General features: G+C 65.8%; 11 protein-coding genes and 2 pseudogenes. 7 read left to right on the forward strand and 6 right to left on the reverse strand.

Annotated elements, in window-relative coordinates:
- Positions 1–8 precede the first annotated feature (8 nt).
- From Sp245p_RS23570 to Sp245p_RS23580, 3 genes are all read right to left on the reverse strand, one after another.
- Complete coding sequence (locus tag Sp245p_RS23570; protein ID WP_014199114.1) at positions 9–818, reverse strand: NAD-dependent epimerase/dehydratase family protein; 810 nt, start codon at positions 816–818, stop codon at positions 9–11.
- A gap of 4 nt (positions 819–822) precedes the next feature.
- Positions 823–1,272: a MarR family winged helix-turn-helix transcriptional regulator gene (locus Sp245p_RS23575; protein ID WP_014199113.1), complete on the reverse strand. Its 450-nt coding sequence runs from the start codon at positions 1,270–1,272 to the stop codon at positions 823–825.
- Positions 1,273–1,335: 63 nt separating this feature from the next.
- Entirely contained in the window at positions 1,336–2,256 is a 921-nt protein-coding gene (locus Sp245p_RS23580) for a LysR family transcriptional regulator (RefSeq protein WP_014199112.1), read from the reverse strand.
- A gap of 97 nt (positions 2,257–2,353) precedes the next feature.
- Between Sp245p_RS23580 and Sp245p_RS23585 the strand changes: the two genes are divergently transcribed.
- The 5 genes from Sp245p_RS23585 (at position 2,354) to Sp245p_RS23605 (ending at position 7,775) form a co-directional block, all read left to right on the forward strand.
- Complete coding sequence (locus Sp245p_RS23585) at positions 2,354–3,187, forward strand: SDR family oxidoreductase (protein ID WP_014199111.1); 834 nt, start codon at positions 2,354–2,356, stop codon at positions 3,185–3,187.
- 53 nt (positions 3,188–3,240) lie between these two features.
- On the forward strand, positions 3,241–3,738 hold the full coding sequence (locus Sp245p_RS23590; protein ID WP_014199109.1) for a lipocalin-like domain-containing protein: 498 nt from the start codon (positions 3,241–3,243) through the stop codon (positions 3,736–3,738).
- A 234-nt stretch (positions 3,739–3,972) separates the two neighbouring features.
- Complete coding sequence (locus Sp245p_RS23595; protein WP_014199107.1) at positions 3,973–4,593, forward strand: (2Fe-2S)-binding protein; 621 nt, start codon at positions 3,973–3,975, stop codon at positions 4,591–4,593.
- Between the two features lie 3 nt (positions 4,594–4,596).
- Complete coding sequence (locus Sp245p_RS23600; RefSeq protein ID WP_014199106.1) at positions 4,597–5,598, forward strand: FAD binding domain-containing protein; 1,002 nt, start codon at positions 4,597–4,599, stop codon at positions 5,596–5,598.
- Positions 5,595–7,775 carry a xanthine dehydrogenase family protein molybdopterin-binding subunit gene (locus Sp245p_RS23605; protein ID WP_014199105.1) on the forward strand — a complete coding sequence of 727 codons (2,181 nt, stop codon included), beginning with the start codon at positions 5,595–5,597 and terminating at the stop codon, positions 7,773–7,775. The genes Sp245p_RS23600 and Sp245p_RS23605 overlap by 4 nt, the downstream gene beginning before the upstream one ends.
- A 326-nt stretch (positions 7,776–8,101) precedes the next feature.
- Here Sp245p_RS23605 and Sp245p_RS23610 read toward each other — a convergent pair whose 3' ends face one another.
- On the reverse strand, positions 8,102–8,554 hold the full coding sequence (locus Sp245p_RS23610) for a winged helix-turn-helix transcriptional regulator (protein ID WP_014199103.1): 453 nt from the start codon (positions 8,552–8,554) through the stop codon (positions 8,102–8,104).
- Between the two features lie 106 nt (positions 8,555–8,660).
- On the opposite strand from Sp245p_RS23610, the pseudogene Sp245p_RS23615 reads away from it, so the two are divergent.
- Positions 8,661–8,924: pseudogene (locus Sp245p_RS23615) on the forward strand (hypothetical protein); the annotation flags it as partial.
- 2 nt (positions 8,925–8,926) lie between these two features.
- Here Sp245p_RS23615 and Sp245p_RS35885 read toward each other — a convergent pair.
- Positions 8,927–9,823: an IS6 family transposase gene (locus Sp245p_RS35885; protein WP_275042747.1), complete on the reverse strand. Its 897-nt coding sequence runs from the start codon at positions 9,821–9,823 to the stop codon at positions 8,927–8,929.
- Between the two features lie 145 nt (positions 9,824–9,968).
- The gene (locus Sp245p_RS23625; RefSeq protein ID WP_014199100.1) at positions 9,969–11,711 is read right to left on the reverse strand and encodes a SulP family inorganic anion transporter; all 1,743 of its coding nucleotides are present in this window, start codon (positions 11,709–11,711) and stop codon (positions 9,969–9,971) included.
- Positions 11,712–11,919: 208 nt separating this feature from the next.
- On the opposite strand from Sp245p_RS23625, the pseudogene Sp245p_RS23630 reads away from it, so the two are divergent.
- A pseudogene (locus tag Sp245p_RS23630) lies at positions 11,920–12,221 on the forward strand (transposase); the annotation flags it as partial.
- Between the last annotated feature and the right edge of the window lie 27 nt (positions 12,222–12,248).

Consider the following 12,248-nt stretch of genomic DNA (forward strand, 5'->3'; position numbering starts at 1 on the left):
GCTGTGTATCATATCAGCCCTTCCTGATGGGCTTGGTAGACGCTTCTCACGGTGGGTCGGAAGCCGAGCGCGCGCGCCAGCGAACCGTCGACATGGAGATACCATGGATGAGAGAGAGGGTCGGAATTCGCCGCCATTCCCGTGTCCAGCACACCCGCAAGCTCGAAGACGGACAGAGGGGCGTCGTCGGTGACATTCACGACGCGCCGGTCGAACACCCCATCCAGCGCGAGTTTCACGGCGGTGGCGATGTCGCGGTGGTGGATCGTGCTCATCCGTTGGGCCGGATGCCAGCTGCCGACATGGTCGGGAAGCGATTCGAGATGCCCGTCGCCATCGCCGTACACGAACGGGAAGCGGATGACGGACCAGTTCAGCCCGCTTTCGCGCAGGTCCTTTTCCGCGGCCACCTTGCTCGCCGGATAGGGATGCTTGGGATCGACAACATCGTCCTCGCGGCCGGGATGCGGGCTGTCCATGTTGTAGACATGGCTGGTGCTCGCCATGATGAAGCGGGCATCCGGGGCGTTCGCTTTCACCGCAGCGATCAGATTCCGGGTGCCGTCGCGATTGCTTTTCCAAATGAGGTCGGTGTCCTGGCTGCGGAAGACCGCCGCCAGATGCACGATCGCCGAAACGCCCCGGACAGCGTCCGAAAGCGTCGAGGGGTCGAGGAGGTCGCCGGTCGCGGCGGTTGCTCCCCCAGGGCAGGGTTTTCCGGCCCGCAGCAGTGCCCGGCAGGCAAAGCCGGCGTCGATCAGCCGCGGGACCAGCCGTTCACCGACAAGGCCGGTGGCTCCGGTTATCAGCACCGTCATTGGCTCATTCCTTTCGCAACAGATTTTGCAGCCGCTCGGTGGCCAATTGCAGGACACGGACCGTCGTCGCCAGATCGGCCTCGTTGATGCCGCCGAACGCTGCGTCGTGAATGAAGGAAAGATCGGGGAGGTCGCGCCACAGGGCCTCGCCCGCGGTGGTCAGCGTCAGAAGACGCTGGCGCTGGTCCTCCCCGCTCGAGGTCTGCTCGACCAGATTCTTGCGGACGAGCGTGGTGACGATCCCGCTCAGCGTCGCGCGTTCCAGTTCAAGCGCTCGTCCAAGATCGCGTTGGACGGTCGGGCCGAAGTTGGCCAGATGCCAGAGAACATACCACTGCGTCGATCCCAGATCGTAAGGCCGCAGGGTCGCGTCCATAAGGGCGCGGCCCGCGAAATAGCATCGCTTCGCCCATCCCCCCACGGCCGGATGACCGGCGTCGCTCCGCTCCGGCATGATGCCAACCCTCCCTACAATTCGTTCGCTACCTTGCGATATTTGCAAGGTAGCGAACGATTGTCAAGCGGTGGTGCCTCGCGTTCCTCGTTCCCGGTCCGTGTCTTTCAGCAGGTCGATGAAGGCACGAAGCGGCGATGGCACGTGCCGATTGCGCGGGTAGTAGAGCGCGAGACCGGGAACCGGTGGGCACCAGTCCTCCAGAAGGGTGACCAGCCGCCCCGCTTGCAGACGGGACCGCGCGAAGTGTTCCGGCACATAGGCGATGCCGCGTCCGGCGGCGGCGGCCTCGACCAGGAGATCGTTGTCGTCCAGGGTGAGGGTGCCCGGGACGTCGACCGCAACTTCGGCGCCGCGTCTGGAGAACTCCCACCGGTAGCGTTTTCCGCTGGGCAGGCGCTGGCGGATGCAGGAATGGGCGTGCAGATCGTCGGGCGTGTCGGGGGGCTCGCGGCCCTGGAGATAGGATGGAGCGGCCACCGCGATGAAGCGGACCACGCCGCCGAAGCTCACCGCGACCATGTCCTGCGGGACGGCCTCCAGAAGGCGCACGCCGGCGTCGAATCCCTGTTCGACGATGTCGACCAGCCGGCCTTCCGAGACGAGATCGAGTTCGACCCCGGGGTACAGTTCAAGAAATCTCGGAACGACGTCCCGGAGAAGGATGCGGGCGCCGCTCTTGTTCGCGTTGATCCGCAGTTCTCCGCTGGGCGTCCCGCGCGCCTCGGACAGCGTGTCGAGCGCCTGGTCGAGGTCCTGAAGGAGCGGATCGAGCCGCGCGAGCAACCGGGCGCCCGCCTGGGTCGGCGACACGCTGCGCGTCGTGCGGTTCAACAGGCGGATGCCCAGCTTGCCTTCCAGCCCGATGATCGCGTGGCTGAGCGCCGAACGCGACACGCCCATCGCATCGGCGGCCTTGCGGAAACTGCGGTGGCTGGCAACCGCGGCAAAGGCCGCCAGATCGTTCAGGCTGGGACGCGCCATTCGTCGAAATTCCTCACCAACCTATCTCACCATGGCGATCTTATCGCACCAATGGACCCGATCCACATGGGAGAAGAACGGAAGAGGAGGAATCCGCATGTCGAAAACATGGTTCATCACCGGCGCGTCGTCGGGCCTTGGCCTTGACATGGCGCGGCAGTTGCTCGCCCGGAACGACCGGGTGCTCGCCACGACGCGCCGCCCGGAAACGCTGGCCGACCTGCAGCGGCAGCATGGTGGTCGCCTTGAGGTCGTTCCGCTCGATCTCACGGACCCGGCCGGCGTTGAAACGGCCATCAGCAGCGCCTTTCAACGGCACGACCGGATCGACGTGGTCGTCAGCAACGCCGGCTACGGCCTGTTCGGCGCGGCCGAGGAACTCACGGAGACGCAGATCGACCGGCAGATCGCCACCAACCTCACCGGCTCCATCCACCTGATCCGCGCCGCGTTGCCCCATCTTCGGCGGCAGGGAGGGGGACGCATCGTGCAGGTGTCCTCCGAGGGCGGGCAAATCGCCTATGCCGGCTTCAGCCTCTATCACGCCACCAAATGGGGCATCGAAGGGTTCATTGAGGCCGTCGCGCAGGAGGTGGCGCCCTTCGGCATCACCTTCATCATCGCGGAGCCCGGCCCGACGGACACGGGCTTCGCGGCCAACCTCGTCCGCGCCGACGCGATGACGGTCTACGAGGAGACCCCCGTCGGCGCCCTGCGGCGCGCGATCGGCGACGGCAGTTTCGTGCTGAAGGGGGATGCGGCGCGAACCGTGGCGGCGATCATCGCCGCGGCCGACAGCCCGACGCCGCCTCTCCGCCTGACGCTCGGCAGCACCGCCCATGCCTCGATCACGCAAGCCCTGGCGGCCCGCTTGGCGGTTCTTGAGACGCAGCGGGATGTGGCGCATTCCGCCGACCGTCCGGATCTCTGACCGGCGGCGACACGCAAAGACGGCACACATCATCATTCGTGAAGGACAGGACCATGCCCATCCGATCCGCAACCGTCGCTCTCGCCATCGGTCTCGCCTCCGCTCCGGTCTTCGCGCAAACGGCGGGAGAAAACCAGGTGCTGGGCACCTGGAGGATGGTGTCGGCGACGATCGACCCGGACGGTCAAAACATCCCGGCCTATGGAGCAAGGCCCAACGGCCTGCTCGTCTTCACGCCGGACATGCGTTTCGTGGAGGTTCTGACCGATGCCGACACCCCGCGTTTCGCCTCGGATGTCCGTGGCGAAGGAACCGACGACGAAAACCGCATGGCGATGACCCGCGGCATCGGTTTCTTCGGGACCTATACCGTTGATGAGAAAGGCGAATTCAGCGGAAATCACGTCGAGGGGGCGACATTTCCGAACTGGGTTGGCAGCACCCGCACCCGGGAACAGCTCAAACTCATCGTGGTCGGGGACCGCATGACCGAACATTTCCAACGGCCGGAAGGCACGCGCATCCAAATCGAGTGGACACGCGTCCAGTGACGCCATCGAGGTGAGCCGCCTGAATGGCGCCGCCTGAATTGCCGCGTGGGCACCCGTCGGCATGGCCCGCCTCGCCCGCCCCGTCTGATTGCAAAGGACAGCTTACCAGTCCGGTCAGGATGAGGCGGCTTATTCTTCCGGCCATCGCGAACCACTCTCAATGACCTGCGATCCCAAGGCGCCCGTCCGGCCACGGCTGGCGGCCAACATGGTGCAATCATCGAGGGAGTTCCAATGCCGGACCCGCAAGACAGGCAACCTTTCGACCTCACCCGCCGGCAGGTTCTGGAGGCCGGGACCATCGTCTCGTTGACCGGCGCGATGCTGCCCACCGCCGCGCTCGCTCAGCACGCCGGTCCGCAACCTTCACCGGAGAACGGCATGACGGTCCATCTGTCCTTCCGCGTCAACGGCCGCCCGACAGCGTTGGACGTCGATGCCCGGGCGTCCCTGCTGGACCTGCTGCGCGAGCGGCTGGGCCTCGTCGGCGCGAAGAAGGGCTGCGACCACGGTCAATGCGGCGCCTGCACGGTCCATCTGGACGGCCGCCGGGTCGCCTCCTGCCTGACGATGGCCGCCAAGGCCGATGGCCGCGACGTGACCACCATCGAAGGCATCGCCGGGGCGAACGGTCTTCATCCCATGCAGCAGGCCTTCATCGATCACGACGCCCTGCAATGCGGATACTGCACGCCCGGCCAGATCATGGCCGCGATCGCCTGCGTCAAGGAGGGGCACGCGTCGACGCCGGAGCAGATCAAGGAATACATGAGCGGAAACATCTGCCGCTGCGGCGCCTACGTCGGCATCGTCGCGGCGATCGAACAGGCCGTTCCCCAGATCGAGAGGAGCTGAGCCATGAAGCCCTTGTCCTACGTTCGGGCCCGAACGGCCCGTGAGGCGATCGAGGCCTTCGTCGCGGCCGGTGAAAGCGCCCGCTACATCGCCGGCGGCACCAATCTCTACGATCTGATGAAGCTCGGCATCGAGAAGCCGGCGCATCTGATCGACATCGCCGACCTCGATGGCGCCAACCGCATCGACACCGACGGCGACCGGCTGTTCTTCGGTGGCGCTGCGCTGATGGCGGACGTCGCCGAGCACCCGGTCGTGCGCGACGATTATCCGGTGCTGGCGGAGAGCCTGTCGAAGGCGGCCTCCCAGCAGCTGCGCAACATGGCGACCGTCGGCGGCAACCTGCTGCAGCGGACGCGCTGCCCCTATTTCCGGAACGGCGCGAACGGCGCCTACCCGTGCAACAAGCGCGAGCCGGGCTCCGGCTGCGCCGCCATCGGCGGGCTGGATCGCTCCCAGGCCGTGCTGGGGGCGAGCGCGGCGTGCAACGCCGTGTCGCCCGGGGACTGGCCCGTCGCGCTGATGGCGATGGACGCCGCGATCGAGCTGCAGGGCCTCGACGGAACGCGGGTGATCCCAATCGCCGAACTCTACCGGCCGCCCAGCCGGACGCCTCACCTCGAATTCACCATCGGCCGCGAGGAGATCGTCACCGGCATTTCGGTGCCGAAGACCACCGCCGGTCGGACTTCTACCTATCTGAAGGTGCGCGATCGCGAATCCTACGCCTTCGCGCTGGTGTCCGCCGCGGTGGCTCTGGAGATGGACGGCGATCGCGTGCGGCAGGCGCATGTGGCGCTCGGCGGGGTGGCCACCGTGCCCTGGCGCGCGCGTCCCGCCGAGGCTCTCCTGCGCGGTGAAACCCTGGATCGCGAGCGGGCACAGGAGGCCGCCAGGGCGGCGTTCGCCGAGGCCCGGGCCGGCCGCCACAACGCCTTCAAGATCGAACTCGGCGCGCGGACCCTTGCCGACGCCATCATCACCGCCGGGAGCAAGAGCAAATGACGCCGAACCGCAACGCGGACCGTCCCAGGATCGACGCCCATGAGAAGGTGCTCGGCCGTGCCCTGTACGCCGCAGACCAGCCCTTTCCCGGGCTGCTCCACGCGATGACCGTGCCGGCGACGATCGCCAAGGGGCGCATCCTGTCCATCGACACGGCGACGGCCCTGCAGGTTCCGGGCGTCGTGCGCGTCTTCACCCATGCTGATTTCTCGCAGATCCGGACGACGCCCGCAGCCCACGGCGCCTATGGGCAGCCGGGAAAGGGCTACCAGCCCATGACCGCCCCGCAGGTCCGCCACCGGGGCGAACCGGTCGCCCTGGTGGTCGCCGAGACGCTGGAGGCGGCGGTCGAAGGCGTCGAAGCCGTGACGGTGCGCTACGCCGAGGAATCCTTCAGCGCGCGGATGGACGACGACCTTGCGAGCCCCGAGCCGGAAGCCGTCGCCCAGCTCGCGTCCGGTGATGCCGAGGCCGCCTTCGCCAACGCCATCCATGTCATCGATGTGGAGTATCGGCATCCCCAGCAGCATCACAACCCCATCGAGCTGATCTCGACCACCGCCGCCTTCGAGGACGGCACGCTGCGGATTTACGAGGGAACGCAGTCCGCCGCGGCCTTCGCCGGCGGCTTGGCCGGCATGATGGGGATGGAGCCGCAGGCGCTGCGCGGCGTGAGCCCCTACACGGGCGGAGGGTTCGGCCAGAAGAACGGCGTTCAGGAACAGAGCGTGCTGGTGGCGAGCGCCGCCCTGCTCCTGCGCCGCCCGGTCAAGCTCGTCATGCCGCGGGGCCAGCTGTTCCACACGGCGTCCTACCGCCCGCAAAGCCGGCATCGCGTCCGGCTCGCCGCCGACGGTGACGGCCGCCTGCTCGCCGGCATTTATGAAACGGTGCAGCAGAACAGCCGGTATGACGGCTTCGCCAGCGATCACGGCGCCACTCCGCCGCGCATGTATGGGTATGGCGCGTGGCGGGGAAGCGAGCGCATCGTCCGGGTCGACACCCAGACCCCCGGCCACCAGCGCGCCCCGCACGAGCATCCGGCCAGCCACGCCACCGAATGCGCGCTCGACGAACTCGCCGGGGCGCTCGGTATGGACCCCGTCGCGTTGCGCCTCGCCAACGACACCCAGCGTGACCCGATCACCGGCAAACCCTTCTCGTCCCGCCATCTTGCGGACTGCCTGAGGCGCGGGGCCGCGCGGTTCGGCTGGGACCGCTGGACGAACCAGCCGGGCGCCCTGGTCGCCGGAAACGGCGACCGCATCGGCCTCGGTGTCGCCTGCGGCAGCTACAAGGCCGCGATGACGCCCTCCGTCACCACGCTGCGGCTTTCGGCCGGCGGCCAATGCCGCATCGCGACGTCCGGCCACGAAATGGGGCAGGGGATACGCAGCGTCATCGCCGCGGAGCTGATCGACGTCCTCGGCGTCGATCCCGATAAGCTCGACATCCGGATCGGCGACACCGGCCACGCCCCCCAGCACCTCACCGCGGGTTCCTGGGGCGCGGGAAGTGCGGCCCCGGCGGCGCGGGCCGCCGCCTTGAAGCTGCGCGAGGAATTGAGCCAATTGACCGGGGCGGCGCTGTCGGACGAGCCCGTCCCTGTTCAGCTTGCCCGGACCCGCCGCCCTTATCTGGAGGTGTCGGTCGATACCGTGCCGCTCGGCAAGGACCGGCAGGCGATCGAGCAGTTGCGCCGGGGCATGCCGGTGACGACCGGCCCCGAATACCCCGACTTCCTGGCCTTCAGCTGGATCGCGCATTTCGCCGAAGTCCATGTCGAACCGTCGACGGGACGCGTGCGGGTCCGGCGGGTCGTCAGCGTCGCCGATTGCGGACGGGTGATGAACCGCCGCACGGCGGAAAGCCAGGTCCGGGGCGGCGTGGTCTGGGGCATCGGCGCCGCCCTGCGCGAGGCCGCCGAGATCGATCCGCGGTTCGGCGGCGTTCTCAACAACGACCTTGCCGAGTATGTCCTGCCGGTCAACGCCGACATCGGCGCCATCGACGTCGATTTCATCGACGAGCCGGACACCCGCCTCAACCCGTCGGGCGTCAAAGGGCTTGGCGAGGTGGCCATGGTCGGTGCGGCGGCGGCCATCGTCAACGCCGTCCACAACGCGACCGGGAGGAGAATCCGGCATCTGCCGATCCGGATCGAGGACCTGCTCTAAAGCGGATTGCAATCCGCTTTGGACCGCGACGGCGGTCCCGGTCGCGCATGCGACCGGAGCCCGCCGGCGAATGAGGCGATAAGACTCTAAAGCGAACGGAAGTTCGCTTTAGAGTCCGCTCGGGCCCATGGCCGCGCGGTCCACCCGGTGGATCGCGTGGCCGGCGGATCAACCAAGCCATGATCAATCAAGCCATGAAAGCCCGTTTGGAAACGCTGCCGCGCCGCGGACTCTCCCGGTGTCGTCATTCCCGCGAAAGCGGGAATCCAGGGCTCATCAGCCATTTTGCGGCGACGTCCGCTGGATCCCCCAAGATCGTCAATCGATCATATTGGGTTGATCTTTATCACCTCTGTATCGTCCCATGTCAGAACCCGCCCGTCTCCTGCATGCAGCTCCAGCCGGGCGACCGGGGCACCCGTTTCAGCGGCGATCAACGAGGACCGCGGTTCATCAGGGCCATAGAGATGGTCTTCACCCCACTGGCGCAGCGCGACGATAACGAGAAAAAGGCCGCGCCCCTTTTCGGTCAGGACATATTCCTTGTAGGCGCTGCCGTCCGAAGCCGGCGCGGTCTCCAGAATGCCGCGCTCGGTCAGATCGCGCAGCCGGGTTGCCAACATTCCCTTGGCAATGCCAAGGCCGGTCTGAAACTCGTTGAATCGTCGCACTCCGTCGAAGGCGTCGCGAATGATCAGCAGCGACCACCAATCGCCGATGACATCGAGCGCGCGCGCCACCGGGCAACCCGCATCCCAAAGACTGACCCGCTTGACCATGACCCCGGTCTCCACCGCGCAAATCTGGTCCTAAAATAGAACTGGAATTCCAGATGCGCAAGTGGTCTCGATATGAAACCAGATTGGTTTCATGAACGGGATCACGATGCAGAACGCAAGCGGACCAAGGGCACGGCGCCGGCCGGAGGACGGGTTATCAAGAGTTGCGACGCTGATCTTTGCCGTTGCCGCCGGCCTCAGTGTGGCAAACGTCTATTACGCTCAGCCATTGCTCGACGCGATCGCGAGGGATTTTGGGATTTCGCCGGCTGCCATCGGCCTTGTCGTGACACTGACCCAAGTTGGTTATGCGCTGGAGCTGATTTTCATCGCACCACTGGGGTCATCGCAGAATCTGTTCAAAATCGTACGCTAAGCGGCGACCCTCTGGAACGAAGCGGGAATTCGCCGGAGCGGTCGGAACGCTACCGAGGAATCCACGTCGTCGTCGGCCCAGACATAGTCTCCGGTGAGCGCGATGTGCTCCCAGCCGAGTGGCGCCACATGTGCTAACAGGTCGGCGGGAATGTCTTCGCCGGCTGCGCGCAGCGCGTCCACGGCGCGACCCAGATAAACGGTGTTCCAGAGCACGATGGCGGCGACCACCAGGTTGAGCCCCGAGGCCCGATGGCTCTGGTTCTCGAACGTCCGGTCACGCAGTTCGCCCAGACGATGGAAGAAGACGGCCCGCTTGAGCGAATGCTCCGCCTCCCCCTTGTTCAGGCCAGCATGGGAGCGACGGCGGAGGTCCGGGTCCTTCAGCCAGTCCAAGGTTGCCAGTGTGCGTTCGATGCGGCCGATCTCGCGCAACGCTTTGGCGAGCTGGTTCTGCCGCGGGTAGGCCGCGAGGCGGCGCAAGAGGGCGGACGGCGCTGCGGTCCCGGTGCGCACGGACGTGGCCAGACCGAGTTGGCGGAAGGCGGCCCCGTAGGACCGGAGCTTGTCGGTTGTGACCTGGGTGGGGGAGAAACCATGCTTCTTCAGCAGTTTACGCATCAGCTTGCGGGCTGCGGCCTTATCGCGCCGGCGCTGGACGAGCACCTCCAACACCTCGCCTTCGTCATCGACAGCCCGCCACAAGTACATCAGCTTTCCGTTGAACCTGATCACCATCTCGTCCAGATGCCAGCGCGGGCTGGGCTCGGGCCGGAGGCGCCGCAGATTGCCGGCGATGGCCGGCCCGAACTTCACCACCCAACGCCGGACCGTCTCGTAAGACACCTCAATGCCCCGTACGGCCAGCAGTTCCTCGACATCTCGGTAGCTCAGCGTGAACCGGAGTTAGAGCCGGATTGCATGCTGGATGATCGTAGGCGGGAACTGATGGCGGGCAAACGAGAGCGGCGACATCCGAGGAGGATAATGTCACGACCGGCGAGCCGCCACCGTTCCCGTGACAACGCCAGTTCATCAGTTACTCCCCTATCTTTTCTATGCTACGACCTTCCCAATCCACCCACTCCACGGAGTGCCGCTTGAGGTAGTTGGCGACCGCGTCGTCGAGTGTAGGAAAAAAGGCTTCCTCGCCGATCTGCGAAAAGAGTCCAAATTTCTTCATCTTGTCCTTCACAGGATCCTTGAGTTCCGCGAACTTCAGCCCGACACCCATTTCCTTCAGAATCTTGTGCAGGTCTTCGAGCGTGTCGGCTGCAGTCACGTCCACGCTGGTGACCGGTTCCGCGGAGACGGCGAGCCAGCGCGTTGGCGTCGGCGCATTCTTCACCGCGCCCAGAGCACGCTCCTTGAACAGTTCGGCATTGGCAAAGAACAGCGGCGCATCCCAGCGGAAGAGAACGAGCCCCGGGATCCGGCGGGCATCCGGATAGCGCGTGATATCATGATAGCCATTGATTCCCTCGGCACGCCCGAGCACTGCGGAGTACGGACGCCAGCCATCCCACAGGAACTCGATGACGGCTATCACGATCGCCAGTCCGATGCCTGGGATGGCGCCGAACACGGCGACGCCCACGAAACACGCGATGGACAGCCAAAACTCCCAGCGCTGGATGCGGTAGATCCGGATCAAATCATTGACCTCGATCAGGCCAATGGCCGAGGCAATGACGACTGCCGCGAGGGCAGCGGACGGTAAGTGCTGGAGCAGATTCGGCGCCGCCAGCAGCAGCAGAGCGACGGTGAGCGCGCCAACAACACCGGTCAGCTGGGTGCGGGCGCCTGCCGCTTCCGCCACTGGCGTGCGCGACGAACTGCTGCTGATCGGAAAGCCCTGAAAGAACCCAGCCGCCAGATTGGCAGCGCCGAGCCCGATCATCTCCTGGTTGGGATCGACCGGCGTGCGCGTGCGCGCAGCATAAGTGCGGGACAGGACGCTGGTGTCGGCGAACGACACCAGGGCGACGGCAGCACCGCCGATCATGACGACCACGATATCATCGAAGCCGAACCAGGGAATCGTGAACGCCGGCAGCCCCTGGGGTAGCGGACCGAGGACCGAGATGCCAGCCCGCGTGCCCAGGTCTAGGACACCCGCGACCACGGTGGCGCCGACCACGGCCAGCAGGATGCCGGGCACGCGTTTGTAGTTCTTAAGCAGCAGGATCACCGCCAGCGTGCCACCGCCGATCGCAAAGGCAGTCCAGTTGGCCTTCCTGTCCAGGATCGCTTCGGCAATGGCCGCCAAGTTACGCAGCGGTCCGTCGCTCTCGATGGAGAAGCCGAACAGCTTGGGCAATTGACTGATCAGCACAGTCAACGCGATCCCGTTCATGTAGCCATAGCGTATCGGCTTGGACAGCAGTTCGGTTATGAAGCCCAGCTTGGCCAGCCCTGCTAGGATGCACAGAAGTCCCGAAACGACGGCCATCATGCTGGCCAGGGCAATGGCGCGTTGCGGATCTCCGACCGACAGTGGAAGGACGATGCCAAGGATGATGGCGGCGAGCGATGAGTCCGGCCCCAGGACTAGGATGCGGCTGGGTCCGAACAGTGCATAAGCCACCAGGGGCACGATTGTCGCATAGAGCCCGTAGATGCCCGGCACGCCCGACGCAACGGCATACGCAATGCCGACGGGCACCAGCATCGTTGTCAGGACGAGTCCGGCGACCACGTCATGAACGAGCCAGCTTGGCTGATAGTGACGGAGCGTCAGCAGCCCTGGCAACCAACGCATCCAGCCGAATTGGTGCAACATGTGCTGAGCCCCTACATGTATCCCCGCGGCCCAAGAAGACGGAAAGTTGATCGTGTCCCGCTATGTGGTGTCTGACGCGTGAGGCCGGCCCGCCGGAGCGCTCCCGATGGCTGGCGCGGGCGAGCCGGCCGTTCGGGAGCGGGCGACCACCGTGTGTCTTCGGTAAGTTGAGGTTGCTTCGCGACCATCAACTGAAACGGAGACCACGATGACCGAGGACAGGATCGCTCTTCAGGAACTTATTGGGAAGAGCGCCGAGCCGACTTCCTGCGCGAAATGGTCGGCTTCGCCGCCCAGCGCCTGACGGAACTGGAGGTGGAGAGCCTGTCCGGCGCCATTGACCTGCGCACCCCCAAACTGCGGCGCGGCTCCTACTTCCCGACCTTTCTGGAGCCGCGGCGCACCGCGGAGAAGGCGCTGATCGCGGTGATCCAAGAAGCGTACGTGCTGGGCATCTTGACCCGCAGCGTCGATGATCTGGTTAAGGCCATGGGCATGACCGGTATCACCGGAGAGACCATGGCGACGAGGTCCACG

The sequence above is a fragment of the Azospirillum baldaniorum genome (genome assembly GCF_003119195.2).
GTDB classification, from domain to species: Bacteria; Pseudomonadota; Alphaproteobacteria; order Azospirillales; family Azospirillaceae; genus Azospirillum; species Azospirillum baldaniorum.

Excerpts from the sequence above, each read along its gene's own strand:
- Sp245p_RS23590 (WP_014199109.1), top strand. The coding sequence starts at position 3,241 with ATGCCCATCCGATCCGCAACCGTCGCTCTCGCCATCGGTCTCGCCTCC.
- Sp245p_RS23595 (WP_014199107.1), top strand. The coding sequence starts at position 3,973 with ATGCCGGACCCGCAAGACAGGCAACCTTTCGACCTCACCCGCCGGCAG.
- Sp245p_RS23625 (WP_014199100.1), bottom strand. The coding sequence starts at position 11,711 with ATGTTGCACCAATTCGGCTGGATGCGTTGGTTGCCAGGGCTGCTGACG.
- Sp245p_RS23610 (WP_014199103.1), bottom strand. The coding sequence starts at position 8,554 with ATGGTCAAGCGGGTCAGTCTTTGGGATGCGGGTTGCCCGGTGGCGCGC.
- Sp245p_RS23570 (WP_014199114.1), bottom strand. The coding sequence starts at position 818 with ATGACGGTGCTGATAACCGGAGCCACCGGCCTTGTCGGTGAACGGCTG.
- Sp245p_RS23600 (WP_014199106.1), top strand. The coding sequence starts at position 4,597 with ATGAAGCCCTTGTCCTACGTTCGGGCCCGAACGGCCCGTGAGGCGATC.
- Sp245p_RS23575 (WP_014199113.1), bottom strand. The coding sequence starts at position 1,272 with ATGCCGGAGCGGAGCGACGCCGGTCATCCGGCCGTGGGGGGATGGGCG.
- Sp245p_RS23605 (WP_014199105.1), top strand. The coding sequence starts at position 5,595 with ATGACGCCGAACCGCAACGCGGACCGTCCCAGGATCGACGCCCATGAG.
- Sp245p_RS23585 (WP_014199111.1), top strand. The coding sequence starts at position 2,354 with ATGTCGAAAACATGGTTCATCACCGGCGCGTCGTCGGGCCTTGGCCTT.
- Sp245p_RS23580 (WP_014199112.1), bottom strand. The coding sequence starts at position 2,256 with ATGGCGCGTCCCAGCCTGAACGATCTGGCGGCCTTTGCCGCGGTTGCC.